An 18,553-nucleotide genomic window follows, 5' to 3' on the forward strand; every position below is an offset into this window, starting at 1 on the left:
TGATGCGAGACCAGCGGGTGACGGCGGGCGAGATCGAGCTGGGCGTGCGGGTGCGCGGTGCGGACGGCCGGCCGACGGTCGTCCTCGTGCACGGCTATCCCGACACGGGCGCGATGTGGGACGACGTGGCCGAGCGCCTCGCCGGGCGGTTCCGCGTCGTCGTCTACGACGTGCGGGGCGCCGGCTCGTCCGGCGCCCCGTCCTACCCGCTGGACTACCGGCTGGACGCGCTCATGGGCGACCTGGAGGCCGTCCTGGACGGTGTGGGCGCGGCGGGGCCCGTCCACCTGGTCGGGCACGACTGGGGGTCCGTGCAGGGCTGGGAGGCGGTCATCGGGGACCGGCTGCGCGGCCGCATCGCGTCCTTCACCTCGATCTCGGGGCCGGACCGGCGGCACATGGCGCGCTGGGTGCGGGAGGCCGTCCGGTCCGGGCCGCGCGGCGTCGCGGAGGTGCTCGGCCAGGCGCGGCGCAGCGTGTACATGCCGGTCTTCATGGCGCCCAGGGTGGGCGAGGCCGCGGCTCGTGTGCTCGCCGCGGGCTTCGGGCGCGTGATGCGGCTGCGCGAGGGCGCGGAGCCCCGGCCAGGGCACCCGGCGGAGACGTTGCGGGCGGACGCCCGCAACGGGCTCGGCCTGTACCGCGCCAACATGGGGCGCGGCGCGGGCACGCCAGGCGATGGACGGACGGACGTGCCCGTCCAGCTCATCGTCCCTGTCAAGGACCGGTACGGCTCGCAGTCGCTCCTGCTGTCCGCACGCGGGCCCGTGTCACGCCTGTATGTGCGTCGTGCTCCGGCAGGGCATTGGGTGGCGCGTAGCCATCCCGACCTCGTCGCCCGCTGGATCACGGAATTCGTCGACCACATTGAGGGCGGCCCAGAGACGCCGGGCCTCGCCCACGCGCGCGCGGCAGGACAACCGGGCCTGGACTTCGGCGGCGATCTCGTCGTCATCACGGGCGCGGGCAGCGGCATCGGACGCGCCACCGCCCGTGCCTTCGCCGCCGCAGGGGCCCGTGTGGTGATCGCTGACATCGACGAAGGCGCGGCCAAGCGCACCATGGACGAGATAGAGGCGACTGGAGGCGAAGCCCACATCTACGGGGTCGACGTCGCCGACGCCGAGACCATGGAGACGTTCGCCCAGTACGTCCGCGACAACCTGGGCGTCCCCGACATCGTGGTGAACAACGCGGGCGTCGCCATCGCGGGCTCCCTGCTCGACACGTCCGAGGAGGAGTGGGCGCGCATCCGCTCGATCAACCTGGACGGCATGTACCGGGGTTCGCGCCTGTTCGGACGCCAGATGGTGGATCGCGGCGAATGGGGCCACATCGTCAACGTCGCGTCGATGGCCGCGTTCATGCCCAGTCCGGAGCTGCCCGCGTACAGCGCGACCAAGGCCGCCGTGCTCCAGATGACGGAATGCCTCCGCCTCGACCTGGACCGCTACGGCATCGGTGTCTCCGCCGTCTGCCCCGGGGCGGTCGACACGCCCATCACGGGGAGCACCCGTTTCGTGGGTCTGCCGCCCAGTGTCGACAGCGAGCTGCGGGAGCGGATGGGGCGCGCGGTGGAGCGCCGCGGGTTCCGGCCGGAGAAGGTGGCGCGGGCGATCCTGCGGGCCGTCCGGCAGGACAGGCCGGTCGCCCTCGTCGCCGCCGAAGCGCGCTTCGGCCGCGCGCTCTCTCGCGTGTCGCCCACCGCCAACAGGGCGCTCGCCCGTCTCGGACGCCGTGCGGGCGACCGCATCCGGGCGGACGTCGAACGGCTCATCTAGCCGCTCTGAGGGCCTGCCGGAGCGTCTGCGTGGGGGTCTCGCCGAAGCGCTGACGGTAGTGGGCGGCGAAACGGCTCATGTGGAGGTATCCGGCCGCGCCGGCGATGTCCGTGACCGTGCCCGGCCCCACCGGCGCCACGGTGAGCGCCGCGCGCGCGTGGTCGAGCCTTACCCCGCGCAAGAGCTGCGTGGGGGTCAGGTTCCACTGGTCCTGGCAGATCGCCTGAAGCTGCCGGACGCTGATGCCGACCGCCGCCGCGATGTCGGTGACGCCGATCGGACGCTGATGGTTGGCCTCCACCCACTCGCGGATGGCCGCGGCGAGATGGTGCGGGCAGCGTGCCGGTTCCTCGGCGAGGCTCTCGGTGGCGGTGTGCGGCAGGCCGAGCAGGATGGCGGTGAGCAGCGACTCCTCCAGGCTGCGCGCCGCCAGCGGGTGGAGCCCGCCCCGGGCGGTCGCGTGGTCGAGGACGCCGCACACGTGCCGCCACGTGCGTTCGATGATCGACGCGGGCGCGATGGCGGGCGCCTCGACTCGGTGGAAGCGCAGCGGGGTGGTGCAGTCCCGCCCGAGGTGACCGGCGAGATGGTCGGCGAGGCGTCCGGTGCTCGTGGCGATGACGAGGCAGCCCAGCTCCGGGTGCGGCGTCATCCGCATCGGCTCGTCGTGGGACAGGACGAGGCTGCCGCCGGCGGTGTCCCGGTCGTGGGTGGCGCGGTACTCGACGCCCATGGGCGCCATGGGCGCGCACATGGCGAAGTGCCCTTCCGTCGGCGGTGTGTCGACGATGACCCCGCCGCCCCCGTACCGCACCCAGACCAGGTTGACGGCGCCTACACCGAGGGCGTTGACCAGACCGTCCAGCGGGTCGCCGGGCCTACGGGCCTGGAGGTCGTGCCCCACGGCGAACGGTTCGACCGTGTCGTGCAGGACGTCGATGTCCGTGCTGACGACGCGCTCGTAGGCCGACAGAGGCGGCGAGGTCTCGGCGGGAGTCATGTTCGTGTAGGCGGAGCCGTTTCTGGACGTTCGATGGACAGCACACCCCGGGCCCGCAGCCGCGGCATGACCTCGGCGGCGAAGTAGCCCAGTTCATCAGCGTAATTGAGGAACGACAGAGCGATACCGTCGAATCCAGCACGCGCGAACTCCGCGAGCCCGTCCGCGACGTCGTCGGGGTCGCCGATCAGCGGGCAGCTGCCGTGGCCGGCCGCGAACCTGTCCCGGTATATCTGGAGCATCTCCGGCGTGAACGACTGCGCGTGCAGCCCTTGCAGCCGCATGACCTCGTCCACCGCCGGCCAGTCGGCGTGCTCGTCGGCGTAGTAGTGCAGGAACTCCTCTGCCTCGGCCCTGGTCGGACGGCACACGACGTGGCCGAGCGTGAAGACGCCGACCGTCCGCCCATGGGACGCGGCCTCGGCGCGGATGGCCTTCACGATGTCCGCGCCGTCCGCGGGGCCGGCCACGACGGTGAACGCGCGGTCGGCGTTGCGCGCCGCGAACGAGCGCCCCTGCTGGGACGACCCGGCGTTGATGACCGGCAGGCTGTGCCCGTTGAACGGCTTCGGCCGCCCCACGACGTGCTGCAACTGGAAGAAGCGCCCGTCGTGGTCGAAGGGCTCGTCGGCGGACCAGATGCGCTTCACGACGTCCCACCACTCCTGCGCGAGCGCGTAGCGGGTGTCGTGGTCGCCGGGCAGCGTGAGGCCGAACATCTCGTACTCGGGGGCGTGCCAGCCCGCCACGATGTTCAGCCCGACGCGCCCCTCGCTGAGGTGGTCGGCGGTCGCGAGCTGCTTGGCCGCGACGACCGGATGGTGGAACGCCGTGTGGACGGTGCTGAACACGCGGAGCCGGTCGGTGCGGGCGAGCAGCCCGGACGCCCATACGAGCGGGTCGAGGGCGCTCCGGTGGAAGTCGGTGCCCTCCCCCCAGTCGGTCCAGCGGGCGACGGGGAGCAGGAAGTCGATGCCCGCCTCGTCCGCGAGGCGGGCCAGGCGGAGATTGTTCTCCCAGGTCGCATGCCACCTTTCCGGCGCGGTCGTGATCGCTAGTCCCGATTCGGTGTTGGGGGAGAACAGGCCAAGCTGGAATCCCATGACGACCCCTTTTTCGGTCCGGCCGGGTTCGGCATTGCCCGCCCAGTATCGGAAGCCGCCGGACGATCGGCAATGGCCGGAGCCGCCCGCGGCGGCCGGCCCGGGGTCACACCGGGATGGTGCCGAGGGCGAGCCGGTCGAAAGGCCCCGTCTCATTCGCGCGCCGCCCGTCCACCGTCGCGTACACGATGACGCTGGTGGGACGTTCTCCGTGCTCGCGTGCGCGCAGCGCCAATTGCTGCACGACCTCGGCGAGATGGGCTCCGCAGGAATCCCGGCCGTGCTCTCCGGAGACGGCCGCGTCCAGCCGGACATGGAAACACGACAGGCGGCCGCAGTGAGGCATCGAGCAGGATTGTTCGCCGTTGTGGGGAGAGCTCTGCATCAAGGGCGCTTTCGACGTCGCGAAGTCGGGCGGGCAAGCGGACGGGCCGCCTCCATCATGGCCCACGCCGCGCGACTCTTCAACGCGAACGAGATAGTCCACCGCGCACCTGAGCTAGTCCACAACCAACGCCAAATGCGCCTTTATCCGAATAAATCCCCCGACGGACCGAGGTCCGGCGACGTAGGGTGACGGGCATGATCCGCGTTCTCACCTTCAACACGCTGTTCAGGGGCCGCGCCCGAGACCGCATGGACGCGCTGGCGCGGCTCATCGAGGAATCGGACTACGACGTCGTCTGCCTGCAAGAGGTGATATCGCCGCTGATCCTGGCCCGGTTCCGCCGTGTGACGACCTCCTATCCGCACATGGCGCGGGCGCGGGCATTTCCCGGCCGGGCATTTCCGCTCGTCCGCGGCGGCTTGGTCACCCTTTCCCGGCGGTCGATCGTCCGAAGCCATTTCCAGCCGTTCGCACTGGCCCGTCCGGTCCGGCCAGAATGGCTGCTGAGCAAAGGCGCGCTGTTCGCCCGCGTGCAATTGCCCGGCGGACATCTGACGGTGGTGAACACGCACCTCTCCGCGAACATGGACATGGACTGGTCGCCGGACAACGCGTACACGAAAGTGGAGCAGGCCGAACTGGGCCGGCTCGCGGCGGCCGTCACCAGGATCGACCCGGCGGAACCGCTGGTGGCGATGGGCGACTTCAACGTCCCCCGCGACTCGCCGTACTTCGCGGCGTTCGCGTCCGCCGCGGGTCTCCAGGACGCCATGGCGGGCAGCACGGAGCCCACCTACCGCCCCGAATCCGCCGACATCGGGGCGATAGACCAGCTCCTCCACAGGCCGGGCCTGAAGGCGGAGACCCGCGTGGTCTTCAAGGACGCGGTCCGACTCCCCGGCGGCGACCGCGTCCACCTCTCCGACCACTACGGCATCGAGGCGACCCTCTCCGCGTCGCCTGGCTAGGCCGACGTGACGATGAGTTCGTCGGCGACCCATTGGGCGACGTCCACGGGGTAGGGCGCCGACAGTCCGAGGACGATGTGCCGGAAGCCGGCGCCGACCGCTTCGCCGATCGCGTCCCGGGTCATGCCGGGCCGGTCGTAGGAGACGGGCAGGTGGACGGAGCGGGTGATCGACGCGGGGTCGCGGCCGATCTCGGCGCAGTAGCCGTCCAGCAGCGCGCTGCGCCCGATCATGTCCTCGATGTCGCCGCCGGGGACGTTCCACAGGTCGGCGTGCTCGGCGGCCACGCGCAGCGTCGCGGACGAGCGCCCGCCGACGAGGACGGGCGGATGAGGGCTCTGGACGGGTTTCGGGTTGCAGAACGCCCCGGTGAGGTCGTGGTAGGTGCCGTGGAAGTCGAACGGTTCGGGTTCGGTCCACAACCGCCGGATGACCGTGCACGCCTCGGCGAGGCTCCCCACGGAGTGGGCGAAGTCGTGGAAGGGCAGGCCGTGCGCCGCGTACTCGCGCCGGGCCAGCGGATGGCCGGGGCGCGAGCCCGCGCCGATCCCGAAGTCGAGGCGCCCGCCGGAGACGATGTCGACGGTCGCGGCGATCCGCGCCAGCATCGCGGGCGGCCGGAAGCGGTTGCTGGTCACGAGCAGGCCGAGGCGCAGCCGCCGGGTCTGCGCGGCGAGCGCCGAGAGCAGCGTCCAGCCCTCGTGGACCGGCCCGCCGGGGTCGCCGCCGATCGGCATGAGGTGGTCGAAGAGCCAGGCGTGCTCGATCTCGGGGATCGTGTCCGCGTCCCGCCAGACCCGCAGGACGTCGTGGTAGCCGACCTGCATGGGGGCGGTCATGATCCCGAAACTGGTCCGGGGCGTGTGCGGCATGGAGTCGTCGGTCCTTTCTCGCCGGAGGCGCGGCGGAGGGTGTCCCGCGCGGACGGTCAGCGGCGCCGCAGCGCCGGGTCGAGCAGCGCGGGCGGGGTGTCGAACTTCTCGTGCGCGGCCAGGTCGGTGCCGGGGGCGACGATCGCGTCGACGGCGTCGAGGACGTCGGCGGTGAGCACGGTGTCGGCGGCGGCGAGTTGCGAGCGCAGGTGGTCGAGCGTGCGGGGGCCGATGAGCGCGCTGGTCACGGCGGGGTGCGCGGTCACGAACCCGAGCGCGAGCTCGATCATCGTCAGCCCGGCCTCGTCGGCGACCCCGGCCAGCCGCTCGACGGCGTCCAGCCTGGCCCGGTTGGCCGGGACGGCGGTGTCGAAGCGCTCCGGCATGACCGCCGAGCGGTGGGTGGCGACGTCCCGGCCCTCGCGGACCGCGCCCGACAGCCAGCCCGAGGCCAGCGGGCTCCACACCAGCACGCCCATCCCGTACTGCTCGGTCACGGGCAGGACGTGCGACTCGATGCCGCGCTGCAGGATCGAGTAGCTCGGCTGCTCGGTGACGTAGCGGCTCAGGTGCCGCTCGCGGGCCGTCCACTGGGCCTGCACGATGCGGTAGGCCGGGAAGGTCGAGGAGCCGAAGTAGCGGATCTTCCCCGCGCGCTGCAGGTCGGTCAGCGCCGACAATGTCTCCTCGTCGCTGGTCTCGGGGTCCCACCGGTGGATCTGGTAGAGGTCGACGTGGTCGACGCCGAGCCGGCGCAGGCTGTCGTCCAGCGCGGTGACCAGCCAGCGGCGCGAGCTGCCCCGGTGGTTCCGCTCGTCGCCCATCGGCATGTTCGCCTTCGTGGCGAGCACGATGTCGTCGCGCCGCCCGGCGATGGCCTTGCCGACCATCTCCTCCGATTCGCCCTCGCCGTACATGTCGGCGGTGTCGACGACGTTGATCCCGGCTTCGAGCGCGGCGTCGACGATGGCCGTGGCCTCGTCCTGGGGGGTGCGTCCGATCCGGCCGAAGTTCATCGCGCCGAGCGCGAGGGAGCTGACCTGCACACCGGTGCGGCCCAAGGTGCGGTACTGCATGACGTGTTCTCCAATGCGGGTTGCAAGGTGGTGGCGACGTGTGCGCGCTCGGCGCACGCCTGATTCGTCGCAGGGGTTGGTCGCGGGCTTGTCGCTCTGGCATCATGAGAACCGGAACAACGTCCCGCTTCATAAGATACGGAACGTTGTCCCGTTTAGCAACCGCGGCGGCGAAGGGAGCGGATGTGGTGCAGGACGGCGACCGGGGCGCGGAGCGCGCGGCCCGGCCCAAGCGGGCGGACGCGCGGCCCAAGCGGGCGGACGCGCGGCCCAAGCGGGCGGACGCCCGGCGCAACGAGCGGACCCTGCTCGACGCGGCCGCCGCCGTCTTCGTCACGTCGGGCGTCGACGCCCCGGTCCGCGACATCGCGGCCCAGGCCGGCGTCGGGACGGCCACGATCTACCGCCACTTCCCGACGCGGGCGGACCTGATCATCGGCGTCTACCGGCACCAGGTCGAGGCGTGCGCCGAGGCGGGCCCGGCGCTGCTGGCGAGCAGCGCGACCCCCTACGCCGCGCTCGGACGGTGGATCGACCTCTTCGTGGACTTCCTGGTCACCAAGCACGGGCTCGCCGCCGTGCTGCGGTCCGACGAGGCCGGCTTCGAGGCCCTGCACGCCTACTTCCTCGACCGCCTCGTGCCCGTGTGCGCCCGGCTGCTCGACGCCGCGGCCGCCGCGGGCGAGATCCGGTCCGACCTGGAGGCCATCCAGCTCATGCGCGGTGTCGGCAACCTCTGCATAGGCGCGGAGAACGATCCCGGCTACGACGCGCGCCGGCTGGTCGAGATCCTCATGGCGGGGCTGCGGCGACTGGGCTGACGTCGTCCAGACGGAGGGCGGCGGCCGGGGTTAGGCTGCCCGTATGTGTGAGCCGGGGGGTGCGCCCGCCGAGGCGCCGGCGTCCATGCCGCGGCCGGCGCCGGGGGCGGCGGTCGACCCGATCGCGTTGGAGCCGGTGGACGAGGTCGAGATCGTCACGCTGGTCGACAACGTCTACGACGCCCTGCTGACGAGCGACGAGCGCACCCGCCGGGCCGGATCCGGCGCGGGCGCGGTGGCGGCGCCGCTGTACGCCGAGGGCCGGACCTTCACCGGGATGATCGCCGAGCACGGCTTCGCCGCGCTGGTCACGGTGCGCCGGGACGGCCGCTCCACGACGCTGCTGTTCGACACCGGCCGGTCCCCGGACGCGATGGTCGTCAACGCCGACCGGCTCGGCGTCGACCTCGGCGACATCCAGGGCGTCGTGCTGAGCCACGGCCATTTCGACCACACGGGCGGGCTGGCCGGGCTGGCGGGCCGGCGCGGCGTCCGGGCGCTGCCGATGGTGCTGCACCCGCTGGCGTGGACGCGGCGCCGGTTCGCGGTGCCCGGCCGCGAGCCGGAGGAACTGCCCACGCTGAGCAGGCGGGCACTGGACGCGGAGGGCTTCCAGGTCGTCGAGCGCCGCGAGCCCTCCCTCCTGGTGGACGGCAGCGTGCTGATCACCGGCGAGGTCGACCGCACCACCGAGTTCGAGCACGGCATGCCGCCGCCGCATCAGGCGTGGACGGGGTCCGGCTGGGCGCACGATCCGCTCGTGGCCGACGACCAGGCCCTCGTCGTCCACGTGCGCGGACGGGGCCTGGTCGTGCTGACGGGCTGCGGGCACGCGGGCGCGGTCAACATCGTCCGGCACGCGCGGCGGCTGACCGGGGTCGACCGGCTGCACGCGCTGGTCGGCGGCCTGCACCTGGGCGGCGCGGCCTTCGAACCGGTCATCCCGCCGACCGTCGCCGCGCTGACCGAGCTGGCGCCGAGCCTCGTCGTGCCGGGCCACTGCACCGGCTGGCGCGCCCAGCACGCCCTGGCCGCCACCCTGCCGGACGCCTGGGTGCAGGGCAGCAGCGGCACCGCGTACCGCCTCACCGCCTAGCCGTACCGCCTAGCCGTCCTGGTAGCGGGCCAGGAGGGGGAGGAACAGTTCGTCCACGATGGCGATGACGCGTTCGTCCGGGACGGGTTCGAAGGTCATGAGCATGTCGTGGCGCAGCAGGTCGAACGGCATCGCGAGCACCGACTCCGGGACGCGGCCGAGGTCGAGCTCACCCCGTTCGGCCGCGCGCCGGTAGACGTCCCGCGACCGGAGCGGGCTCCCGCCGAGGACGTGGTCGCGCAACTCGGCGGGGGTGGTCCGGGCCTCGGCGAACAGGCCGCCGAGCTGCGCGCCGATCATGGTGGCGAGGTCGATGCGCCGCCGGGTCGAGGAGCGCATCAGCGCGATCAGGTCGCCGCGCAGGCCGCCGGTGTCCGGGGCGACGACCGGATCGGTCTCCCTGCGGTGCCGGATGGCGGCGACGACCAGGTCGGTCTTCCCCGGCCAGCGGCGGTAGAGGACCGCCCTGCTGGTGCCCGCCCGCAGGGCCACGCGCTCCATCGTCAGCGCGGCGAAGCCGGTGTCGACCAGTTCGTCCCAGGCGGCGGCCAGCAGCGCGTCCTCCAGCGCCTTGCCGCGTCGGCGGCGGCTCGGCTGCTCGGCCACGGCGTCCTCCATTAAGAGTCACTTGCGTTTCTTAGTCCGGCAGCCTACCGTCTGTCATAAGAAACACTCGTGACTCTTAATGTGGTGCGGCATGACCGCCGAGAACCGTCTCGACCCGAAGGTGCTGCGAACCGCCGGCGTGCTGATGGCCGGGGTCCTCGCGGTCGTCTTCGACACCACGATCGTCGGGGTGGCGCTGCACTCGCTGGCCGCCGACCTGCACGCCACCGTCGCCACCATCCAGTGGGTCACCACCGCCTACCTGCTCGCGCTCGGCATCACCGTCCCGCTCAGCACGTGGGCGATGGCCCGGTTCGGCGGCAAGCGGGTCTGGATGTTCTCCCTGGCGGTGTTCCTCGCCGGGTCGCTCGCCTCCAGCGCCGCCTGGAACGCCCCCGCGCTGATCGCCGGACGGGTCGTCCAGGGCATCGGCGGCGGGCTGATGCTGCCGGTCATGACCACCCTGATCGTGCGGGCCGCCGGCGGCAGGCTGCTCGGACGCACGACGGCGCTCGTCGCCCTGCCCGCGCTGCTGGGCCCGATCCTCGGCCCGCTGCTGGGCGGCCTGATCCTCACGCACCTCAGCTGGCGGTGGATGTTCTGGGTGAACGTCCCGTTCTGCGTCGCGGGCCTCTGGCTGGCCGCACGCCTCCTCGACCGCGACGACGACACCGCCGCCCGCCCCCGCCTCGACGTCGCCGGGCTGGCGATGCTGGCCCCCGGCATCGCCGCGACGATCCTCGGCCTGTCCGAGGCCACGACCGGCGGCTTCCTACGGCCCGGCGCGCTGATCCCGCTGATCACCGGCGTCGTCCTCGTGGCGGGGTTCGCCGGTTACGCGCTGCGCCGCGCCGACCCGCTCGTGGACGTCCGGCTGTTCGCCCACCGGCCGACCGCTTCGGCCTCGTCCGTGCTGTTCTTCTCCGGCTTCACCCTCTACGGGGCCGTCCTGCTGCTGCCGCTGTTCTACCAGCAGGTCCGCGGCGCGTCGGCCCTCGGCGCCGGGTTGGCGCTCGTCCCGCAGGGCGTCGGGGCGCTGCTCAGCCGCCCCCTCGCCGGCAGCCTGACCGACCGCCTCGGCGCCCGTTCGATCACCGTCGCGGGCTTCCTCGTGGTCGGCGCCGCCACCGTCCCCTTCGCCTCCGCCGACGCCCACACGAACACGTGGACGCTGGCCGCCTGGCTGCTCCTGCGGGGCATCGGCCTCGGCGCCGTCACGGTACCCGTCATGGCCGTCGCCTACCTGGGCCTGGACCGCGCGGAGGTCGCCCACGCCAGCGTCTTGATCCGCGTAGCGCAGCAGATAGGCGGCTCCTTCGGCACCGCCGTCCTGGCGGTCGTCCTGGCGAATGCCTTCACCGACGGCGACCCGGCCGCCGCGTTCCAGCGCTCCTTCTGGTGGGCCACCGCCTTCGCCGGGGTGGCCGCACTACTCGCCCTCGCCCTGCCGGGCCGTCCCGCCGTCCAGCCGCCCGACCGCAGCCCCGTCCCGTCAGCAACCGTCCGCGCCCGCCCATAGCAGGCACCGGAGCCCGGCATCGGCTACTGGTCCAGCAGAGTGGCGATCGCGCTATCCAGCCGGGATGTGCGGGCGGCCGGGGTGCGGGCCTTGAGGAGCGGGAGGATGAGCAGGTAGCGGTCGGTCTTGCCCAGTTCCGCGAAGCGCGCGGCGGCCTCCGGGCGGGCGGCGAGGGCGGCGGCCAGGTCGGGTGGGATGACGGCGTCGCGCTGCGCGGCGTAGGCCGCCGCCCAGCGGCCGTCCGCGCGGGCGGCGTCGATTTCGGCCATGCCGGACGGCCGCATCCGGCCGGCGGCGATCAGCGCCTCCGCGCGCTCGACGTTGACCCGCGACCAGGGGCTCCCCTTGCGGCGCCGCGAGTAACGCTGCAGGTAGAAGTGCTCGTCATGTGCCTTGCGCTGACTGTCGATCCAGCCGTGGCACAACGCGACCTCGCCCGCCTCGTCGATCCTGAGCGACGCGGCGGGCGCACCCTTCTTGGCGATCTTCAACCAGGCGCCGTCCTCGGTGTCGTGGTGCACGGCCAGCCACGCGTCCCATTCGGCGGCGTCCTGGAAGTGCATCATCGACAGTCCCCCTGCTCAGCGGTGTGAACCCCAGGCCAAAGGGTCGCACGGGGGACGTCACCACGTCGCGCGATGCCGTCCGACGTAGCCGTACCGCCGGGACGCGGCGTACGTGGTGGCCGTCCAGGTCAGCAGGGCCACGCCCGGTATGCCCAGGACGGCGGCGAGCAGCGTCACAGCGCACCTCCCGCCAGGTAGCGAAGTCGCCTCCGCGCGCCGTCGCGGTCGTCCGTCCGGCGGTGCGAACGTCGGGCGGGCCGTCGTGTCCTTGAACACCAACCGTAACCACAAGTGTCCCTCTGTGTCTTTAGCTGTCCCTAACGGTCCTCTGTCCTGCCATGCCCTGGTCAGCCTTAACGTGTCTTGTGTGGGAGAGATCGACCTTGACGGGCCAGAGCCGCTCTTTGAGCAGGTAGCGGGCGTTTTGCGTGAACGCATCGTGGTCGGGACGTACCTCGTGGGGCGCCGTATTCCGAGCGTCCGGGACATCGCGGATGAGTTCCGAGTGTCACAGACAACGGCAGAGGCGGCCGTCCGCGTACTACGGCGGGAGGGCCTCACGCGCGCGACCCGCGGACGGGGCACATTCGTCATCGCCGTCCCGCCCGCCGACACGAACGGCAGCCGCTAGTGCGTGTCGTCAGGCCGGGGCTCCGAACATGGGGAGGCACGGGGGGAGGCCCTCGATCGTGACGGGGATGGTGGCGTGGCGTTCCCACTCGGTCCGGGTGAGCCGCATCCGCTGTTCGGTGGTCATGGCGCCGCGGACGACCCGGCGCGCGACGCCGTTGTCCTGGTAGCCGAGCTTGCGCGACACCGCCGCCGAGGCGCGGCTGTCGGCGAACGCGCTGGAGAGGGCCTCGTCGGCGCCGAGACCGGCGAAGGCCAGATGCAGGACGGCGGCTCTCATCTCGGTGCCGATGCCCTGACCGTGGTGGCGCATTCCGAGCCATGAACCGGTGCTCACCTGGCGGAGGACGGCCAGGTCGCGGGCTCCGAGGTCCTGCTGCCCGACGACCTCTCCGGCGTGGAAGACGGTGAAGTCGAGCTGCCAGTCGTCCGGCGTCCACCGCCCGAGCGTCTCCCAGTGGTGCTGGACGACGCCGCGGGCCACCTCGGCGGGCGGACGGTCCGTCCACGGCACCATGAACGGCATCGTGTCCGGCGCGTGGATGCCGCCCGCGGCGACGTCGGCCAGGGCGGCGAGTTCTTCGGGAAACGGCAGCCGCAGTTCGAGGCGGGGCGTCGTCAGCCGCAGCCCGAGGAGCGGAAAGTGATCGACCAGCATGCTCAACCATGGCGCTTTCCGCCGCCCCGCGGCATCCCGTTTTAGCCGGACGGCCGCGGAAGCCCCCGCTAGAAGCCGAGCAGGAGGAAGATGATCCCGCCGACGACGTGCGCGAGGACGGTGATGACCAGGACGGCGATGAAGACGTTCTTCGCCGTCGGGTGATCGAAATGGGAGCCGGGACGGCCGCGCTGCGTCGAGCGCGCCTCGGCCTGCTGTTCGAGTTCGTCCAGCGACGGCAGGAAGGACGGTCGCCTCAGGGCCATCGGTCAACGTCCTTCCTGGTCAGGACAACGGTTACACCTTTGTCAACGTCGCGGGAGCATGGTTCTCTTCCGGCAGTGCACGGGCCGGGAGGCGCACCTTGGGTAGCTTTGAGGGCATGTCGTCCTCTCTCCTGTCGGGTGTCACCGGCCCCGCGCGGCAGGTCTCGCAGTCGACACGGCGCCGCAACCTCGGCGCGGTGCTGCGGGAGGTGCACCGGGACGGCGCGGTCTCGCGCACCGAACTCGCCGACCGGATGGGCGTCAACCGGAGCACGATCCTCACGCTGATCGCGAAGCTGGCCGCCGCCGGCCTGGTGCGGGAGGAGCCGTCGGCGGCGACGGGACGGGCGGGGCGGCCGTCGCTGGTCGTCCGCGCCGAGAGCGGCCGGGCCTACGTGCTGGCCTTCGACGTCGCGGTGGACCGAGTGGCCGCCGCCAGGGTCGGGCTCGGCGGGACGGTCCTGGAGCGCCGGGAGGCGCCGCGCCGCCGGGGCCAGGACGACCTCGACGAGGTCATCGGCGTCCTCGCCGGATTCGGCGCCGCGCTCGTCGCCGCGGCGCCCCCGGAGGCGGGCTGCGTGGGCGTCGGCGTGTCGTACTGCGGCCTGATCAGGGCGGTCGACGGCAAGGTGCGGCTCGCGCCCACCATGGGCTGGACGGACCTCGACGTCGGTCCGGAACTCGCCCGGCGCCTCGGGCTCGGGCTGCCCGTGGCCGTCGGGAACGAGGCCCATCTGGGCGCGCTGGCCGAACAGGTGCGCGGCGCGGGCGCCGGCAGCCGAAACCTCGTCTACCTGCACGGGGACGTCGGCGTGGGCGGCGGCATCATCGTCGGCGACCGGCTGCTGGACGGCGACGAGGGCTACGCCGCCGAACTCGGCCACATGATCGTCAACCCCTACGAGGGGCGTCCCTGCAACTGCGGTTCGCGCGGCTGCCTGGAGGCGGAGGTGGGTGAGGCGGCGCTGCTGGAGGCGGCCGGGCGGGCCGGCGGCCCGGTCGGCCGGGACGGCGTGCGGGCGGTCGTCCGGGCGGCGGAGGACGGGGACGCGGCGGCCCGCGAAGCCCTGGACCGGGTCGGCGGCTGGCTCGGCATCGGCGTCGTCAACCTGATCAACCTGTTCAACCCGGGCGTCGTCGTGTTCGGCGGCATGCTGAGCGAGATCTACCGGGGCTCGGCGTCCCGGGTCCGGGCGCGCGTGACGACCGGCGGCCTGCCGGTGTCGCGGGAGCGCGTCGCGCTCCGCACCGCCGCGCTCGGCTACGACTCGACGCTGGCGGGCGCCGCCGAGCTGGGCTTCGCCGCGCTGCTGGCCGACCCGCTGGGCGTCCTCGGCGCGGAGGGCCCGAACCGCCCGTAGCGCGGGCCCGCGCGGTCAGCCGTTCCCGCCCCAGCGCGGGCCGCCGTACCGCATGAGGACCCCTTCGACCTCCTTGCGGGACCCCCTGATCCGGTGCACGGGCACGACGATGATCCAGCCCGTCTTCCTCTCCAGGTAGCACAGCGGTGTACGCGGCCCCCGGGGCGGCGGATAGCCGGTGCCGGCCGCCGGGGCCACGCACACCGCCCACCCGGCGGGCGAATCCGCGCGGCGGACCACGACCCGGGCGATCCCGTGCCACGGGTAGCGGACGCGGCGGCCGCCGTGCTGGAGCTGGATGCCGTTCTGGCCGACCTCCAGTTCGCAGGGTCTCAGCAGATCCCTGGTGAGCGGGATCATCCACATCGCCGGTACGCGGACGAGCCAGACGGCGATCGCGAAGAGCGCCGCGTGTACGAGCGCGACTTCCGTGCTGTCGCTCAAGTCTCCGGAGTCGGTCGCGCTGACCACCGTGAAGATGCCGAGGAGGAGACCGAGCAGAAGGCGGAGCGAATGTCCCACGAGCGCGATAGCGACGGGCGCGATGCTGCCTTTGAACAGCACCGGGGGAAGCTGCTGGGGGCCGGGCGGACCGGGCTGGAGGACCGTGCCGGGATTCGGCGGTCCCGGGGCCACGGCCGTCCACCCGGAATTGTCGGCGGTGGGGCCGCTTCCCTGAACGGGGCCTGGCCCGGTTCCCGGAATGGGATACCGGGTCAGCATTTCCTGGACGGGCTGCGGAAGCCAGGCGCTGTTCTGCCTGGCGCTCGACAGGGATTCCAGTAATTGTGCCGGGTCCGGCCGCGCCTCGGGATCTTTGGCGAGGCAACGCTGGACGATTCCGTGCAGCGGCGCGGGCAGGCCGTCCAGCACGGGTTCCTTGTGGACGACGCGGTAGGTCAGCGCTTCGGACGGTCCTTCGCCGAAAGGCCGGACGCCCATCACGTGCGCGAGGACGGCGCCGAGCGCGAACACGTCGCAGGCCGGGGCGACGGTGCCCTCGGCCAGCAGTTCGGGCGCCATGAACCCGGGCGTTCCGACGTGCGCGGTGACGCCGGACGCGTCGACGGCGCGGGCGATGCCGAAGTCGATGACGCGCGGGCCGTCGGCCGCGAGCAGCACGTTGGACGGTTTGAGGTCGCGGTGCACGACGCCGACGCGGTGAATGGCCTCCAGCGCCTCCGCTAATCCGGCGCCCAGCACGAGGGCCGATTCGAGCGGAAAGGGCCCGTGCTCGGCGACCGCGGCGGCGAGTGACGGCCCGGCGACATATGCCGTGACCAGCCATGGGATTTCGGCGTCCGGATCGGCGTCCACGACGGGAGCGGTGTGAAAGCCGCCGACCTGGCGCGCCGCCTCGACTTCGCGTTTGAAACGGCGGCGGAACTCGGCGTCGGCGGCCAGCCCCGGATGGACGACTTTGACCGCCACCGGCCGTCCGCCGGGGGACGAGCCGAGGAACACCTGCCCCATTCCGCCGGCGCCGAGGCGTCCCGAAAGCGCGTATCGACCGACCGTCCGAGGATCCCCAGGTCGCAGTTGGTCCACAGCAGCGCCTCGCTGTTCCGTTGTCCCGGGCCCGCCCGCCCAAGTCCGGATGATCTTTCAGATTAAATCGGACCGGTGCCGCACGTGGTAGGTCGTCAGACGCATAAGCGGCGTCGATGTCATATTCGACGCGACCGTCCGGCGAACCCGCCGGGGACCGGGCGAGGTCAGGACGGGCGTCCGCCCGCGTGCTCGGCCAGCTCCAGCTCGATGAACGCGCCGATCATCGCGCGCCACACCGCCTCCGCGACCTCGGGGGCCAGGCCCGCCTCCGCCGCGCGCCGCCGCGCCAGCGCGACGACCTCCGCCACCCGGCCGGGCGCGCGGACGGCCTGCTCGTCGGCCTTGAACGCGGCGGCGGAGCGCACCAGCCCCTGCCGCTCGGCCAGCAGCCGGATCAGCTCGCCGTCGATGCCGTCGATCCGGGCCCGCACCTCGGCCAGTGACTCCATGCGCTGATCATCCCATGCCGGGGCCTATGCCACGGAAGTGGTGAATTGGGTGATCGTCACCTTCTCCTTGGGCCTGCCGTCGTCGAGGCCGCCGTCCGTGCCCCGCTCGGCGATCTCGTCGATGACGCCCATGCCGGACGTGATCTGCCCGAACACCGAGTAGCTGGGCGGCAGAACGGGCGCGTCCCCGTACAGGATGAAGAACTGGCTGCCGTTGGTGTTCGGCCCCGAGTTGGCCATGGCCACGGTGCCCCTGGAGTAGGTCGCACGGGTGTTCTCGTCCGCGAACCGGTAGGACGGGCCGCCCGTTCCGGTGCCGGTCGGGTCGCCGCACTGGAGGACCTTCAGGCTCGAGGTCGTCGTCAGGCGGTGGCATGACGTGCCGTCGTAGAAGCCCTTGCCCGCGAGGAAGGCCAGCGAGTTCACCGTGCAGGGCGCCAACGCCGGGTTCAGCCGCAGCTTCAGCGTGCCCGTGTTCAACTTGATCATCGCCTCGTTCGGCTGACCGTCCGGAACGCGGACCGGCGGCGTCCCGACGCTCCTGGCGCCGGAACCGTCCGCGGCCGGGTAGCCGCATGTCTGCCCGCCTGCGGCCGTCGTCCGCGCGACGGGCTCGCGGGCCTTCGCCGGAGGGTCGTCGTTCAGCAGGAGCACGGCGGAGACCCCGCCCGCGACGAGCAGCACACCGGCCGCCGCCGCAGCCGCGACCAGCAGCGAACGCCCGTTCCCTCCCGGCGGCGCGCTCCCCGCCTGGGGGAACCCCGCCGGAAGCGGCGGCGGCCCGCCCGGCGGCCCGCCTGCGCCCGGCGGCGTCCCGGCGCCTCCCGGCGGGGCTCCTGTGCTGGGCACCGTCCCCGCGTGGGGCGGCCACGCCGGGGACGGCCCGTTCGATGGCGCCGCCGCCGGAACGTCCGCCGCCGGGGGCGTCCAGGACGGGGGTGCGCCGACGGGGCCGGGCGGCGCGGGGGCGGGCCGCGCGGCGGCGGCCGAGGTGCCCTCGGCGAGGAGGTTCGCGTCCGGGCCGATGCCGAGGAGGCGCTGCAGGACCTGGGTGGCGGTGAGCCGCCCCGCCGGCTCCTTGGCCAGGCAGGACGCCGCCAGGTCGCGCAGCCGCCCGGTCAGCGCGCCGAGCTCCGGCTCCCCGTACAGGATGCGCTGCATGATCGCCGGGACGGAGTCGGCCCCGAACGGCGGCGTCCCGCCCGCGGCGAACACCATCGTGCAGGCCCACGCGAACATGTCCACCGGCGCGCCGCCGGCCGACCCCGAGACCTGCTCGGGCGCCATGTAGGCGGGCGTGCCGACCGCCCCGGTCATGGTGGCGGAGGTCGCGTCGAGCGGCCGGGCGATGCCGAAGTCGATGACCTTCGGGCCGTCCGGGCCGAGCAGCACGTTGGCCGGCTTGAAGTCGCGGTGGACGACGCCCGCCTCGTGGATCGCGGCCAGCGCGGTGGCGGTGCCGATGGCCAGCCTGACCTGCTCGTCGGGCGACGCGACGCCCCGCTCGGCGATCAGGTCCTTGAGCGAGGGGCCGTCGACGTACTCGGTGACGATGTACGGGAGATCGCCGTCGGCCGTGGCCGTGAGGACGCGGGCGGTGCAGAACGGGGCCACGCGCCGGGCCGCCGCCAGTTCCCGCTCGAAGGCGGTGCGGGCCCGCGCGTCCCGTCCGAAGTCGGCGTGCAGGAGCTTCACCGCGACGCGCTGCCCGGCGTCCGACTCGCCGAGGAAGACGGTGCCCTGGGCGCCTTCGCCGATCCGGCCCGTCAGCCGGAAGCCGCCCACCTCGCGGGGGTCATTGGTGCGCAGCGGACGAGTTGCAGGCATCCGCGAAGACTATCC

At 72.9% G+C, this 18,553-nt stretch carries 19 protein-coding genes; 7 read left to right on the forward strand and 12 right to left on the reverse strand.

What is annotated here, in order from left to right; translation table 11 throughout:
• Positions 1 to 2: 2 nt before the first annotated feature.
• Positions 3 to 1,781, forward strand: coding sequence for an SDR family oxidoreductase (locus tag ACA511_RS03515; protein WP_375022560.1), 1,779 nt, complete (start codon positions 3 to 5; stop codon positions 1,779 to 1,781).
• Here the strand turns inward: ACA511_RS03515 and ACA511_RS03520 are convergent.
• From ACA511_RS03520 to ACA511_RS03530, 3 genes are all read right to left on the reverse strand, one after another.
• A complete protein-coding gene (locus ACA511_RS03520) occupies positions 1,774 to 2,781 on the reverse strand; it encodes a helix-turn-helix transcriptional regulator (RefSeq protein ID WP_375022561.1) in 1,008 nt (335 codons plus the stop codon). The two genes, ACA511_RS03515 and ACA511_RS03520, sit on opposite strands and share 8 nt — an antisense overlap.
• The gene (locus tag ACA511_RS03525; RefSeq protein WP_375022562.1) at positions 2,778 to 3,884 is read right to left on the reverse strand and encodes an LLM class flavin-dependent oxidoreductase; all 1,107 of its coding nucleotides are present in this window, start codon (positions 3,882 to 3,884) and stop codon (positions 2,778 to 2,780) included. Before ACA511_RS03525 ends, ACA511_RS03520 begins: the two co-directional genes overlap by 4 nt.
• A gap of 106 nt (positions 3,885 to 3,990) precedes the next feature.
• Positions 3,991 to 4,371, reverse strand: a complete 381-nt coding sequence (locus tag ACA511_RS03530) for a hypothetical protein (protein ID WP_375022563.1) — start codon at positions 4,369 to 4,371, stop codon at positions 3,991 to 3,993.
• A gap of 95 nt (positions 4,372 to 4,466) precedes the next feature.
• On the opposite strand from ACA511_RS03530, the gene ACA511_RS03535 reads away from it, so the two are divergent.
• Complete coding sequence (locus ACA511_RS03535) at positions 4,467 to 5,240, forward strand: endonuclease/exonuclease/phosphatase family protein (RefSeq protein ID WP_375022564.1); 774 nt, start codon at positions 4,467 to 4,469, stop codon at positions 5,238 to 5,240.
• Here ACA511_RS03535 and ACA511_RS03540 read toward each other — a convergent pair.
• Both ACA511_RS03540 and ACA511_RS03545 read right to left on the reverse strand, forming a co-directional pair.
• Positions 5,237 to 6,079 carry an LLM class flavin-dependent oxidoreductase gene (locus ACA511_RS03540; RefSeq protein WP_375022565.1) on the reverse strand — a complete coding sequence of 281 codons (843 nt, stop codon included), beginning with the start codon at positions 6,077 to 6,079 and terminating at the stop codon, positions 5,237 to 5,239. The genes ACA511_RS03535 and ACA511_RS03540 overlap by 4 nt on opposite strands.
• An 89-nt stretch (positions 6,080 to 6,168) precedes the next feature.
• The gene (locus tag ACA511_RS03545) at positions 6,169 to 7,188 is read right to left on the reverse strand and encodes an aldo/keto reductase (protein ID WP_375022566.1); all 1,020 of its coding nucleotides are present in this window, start codon (positions 7,186 to 7,188) and stop codon (positions 6,169 to 6,171) included.
• Between the two features lie 305 nt (positions 7,189 to 7,493).
• On the opposite strand from ACA511_RS03545, the gene ACA511_RS03550 reads away from it, so the two are divergent.
• Together ACA511_RS03550 and ACA511_RS03555 are read left to right on the forward strand one after the other, a co-directional pair.
• On the forward strand, positions 7,494 to 8,009 hold the full coding sequence (locus ACA511_RS03550) for a TetR/AcrR family transcriptional regulator (protein WP_375024674.1): 516 nt from the start codon (positions 7,494 to 7,496) through the stop codon (positions 8,007 to 8,009).
• Positions 8,010 to 8,052: 43 nt separating this feature from the next.
• On the forward strand, positions 8,053 to 9,105 hold the full coding sequence (locus ACA511_RS03555; protein WP_375022567.1) for an MBL fold metallo-hydrolase: 1,053 nt from the start codon (positions 8,053 to 8,055) through the stop codon (positions 9,103 to 9,105).
• 9 nt (positions 9,106 to 9,114) lie between these two features.
• On the opposite strand, the gene ACA511_RS03560 is transcribed toward ACA511_RS03555, so the two are convergent.
• Complete coding sequence (locus ACA511_RS03560) at positions 9,115 to 9,711, reverse strand: TetR/AcrR family transcriptional regulator (protein ID WP_375022568.1); 597 nt, start codon at positions 9,709 to 9,711, stop codon at positions 9,115 to 9,117.
• 91 nt (positions 9,712 to 9,802) lie between these two features.
• Here ACA511_RS03560 and ACA511_RS03565 point away from each other — a divergent pair, with 91 nt between their 5' ends.
• Positions 9,803 to 11,230, forward strand: coding sequence for an MDR family MFS transporter (locus tag ACA511_RS03565; RefSeq protein ID WP_375022569.1), 1,428 nt, complete (start codon positions 9,803 to 9,805; stop codon positions 11,228 to 11,230).
• 23 nt (positions 11,231 to 11,253) lie between these two features.
• Here ACA511_RS03565 and ACA511_RS03570 read toward each other — a convergent pair whose 3' ends face one another.
• On the reverse strand, positions 11,254 to 11,796 hold the full coding sequence (locus tag ACA511_RS03570; protein ID WP_375022570.1) for a YdeI family protein: 543 nt from the start codon (positions 11,794 to 11,796) through the stop codon (positions 11,254 to 11,256).
• Positions 11,797 to 12,163: 367 nt separating this feature from the next.
• Between ACA511_RS03570 and ACA511_RS03575 the strand changes: the two genes are divergently transcribed.
• Positions 12,164 to 12,427, forward strand: a complete 264-nt coding sequence (locus ACA511_RS03575) for a GntR family transcriptional regulator (RefSeq protein ID WP_375022571.1) — start codon at positions 12,164 to 12,166, stop codon at positions 12,425 to 12,427.
• Positions 12,428 to 12,436: 9 nt separating this feature from the next.
• On the opposite strand, the gene ACA511_RS03580 is transcribed toward ACA511_RS03575, so the two are convergent.
• On the reverse strand, positions 12,437 to 13,084 hold the full coding sequence (locus ACA511_RS03580) for a GNAT family N-acetyltransferase (protein WP_375022572.1): 648 nt from the start codon (positions 13,082 to 13,084) through the stop codon (positions 12,437 to 12,439).
• A gap of 68 nt (positions 13,085 to 13,152) precedes the next feature.
• The gene (locus ACA511_RS03585; RefSeq protein ID WP_375022573.1) at positions 13,153 to 13,350 is read right to left on the reverse strand and encodes a hypothetical protein; all 198 of its coding nucleotides are present in this window, start codon (positions 13,348 to 13,350) and stop codon (positions 13,153 to 13,155) included.
• 116 nt (positions 13,351 to 13,466) lie between these two features.
• Here ACA511_RS03585 and ACA511_RS03590 point away from each other — a divergent pair, with 116 nt between their 5' ends.
• Positions 13,467 to 14,711: an ROK family protein gene (locus tag ACA511_RS03590; RefSeq protein ID WP_375022574.1), complete on the forward strand. Its 1,245-nt coding sequence runs from the start codon at positions 13,467 to 13,469 to the stop codon at positions 14,709 to 14,711.
• Between the two features lie 15 nt (positions 14,712 to 14,726).
• Here ACA511_RS03590 and ACA511_RS03595 read toward each other — a convergent pair whose 3' ends face one another.
• The 3 genes from ACA511_RS03595 to ACA511_RS03605 all read right to left on the reverse strand — a co-directional run bounded on the left by ACA511_RS03595 (position 14,727) and on the right by ACA511_RS03605 (position 18,538).
• Positions 14,727 to 16,259, reverse strand: a complete 1,533-nt coding sequence (locus ACA511_RS03595; protein WP_375022575.1) for a serine/threonine-protein kinase — start codon at positions 16,257 to 16,259, stop codon at positions 14,727 to 14,729.
• Positions 16,260 to 16,426: 167 nt separating this feature from the next.
• On the reverse strand, positions 16,427 to 16,711 hold the full coding sequence (locus ACA511_RS03600) for a chorismate mutase (protein WP_375022576.1): 285 nt from the start codon (positions 16,709 to 16,711) through the stop codon (positions 16,427 to 16,429).
• 24 nt (positions 16,712 to 16,735) lie between these two features.
• The gene (locus ACA511_RS03605; protein WP_375022577.1) at positions 16,736 to 18,538 is read right to left on the reverse strand and encodes a peptidylprolyl isomerase; all 1,803 of its coding nucleotides are present in this window, start codon (positions 18,536 to 18,538) and stop codon (positions 16,736 to 16,738) included.
• Between the last annotated feature and the right edge of the window lie 15 nt (positions 18,539 to 18,553).

This window comes from Actinomadura sp. GTD37, from assembly GCF_041951365.1.
Lineage (GTDB): Bacteria > Actinomycetota > Actinomycetes > Streptosporangiales > Streptosporangiaceae > Spirillospora.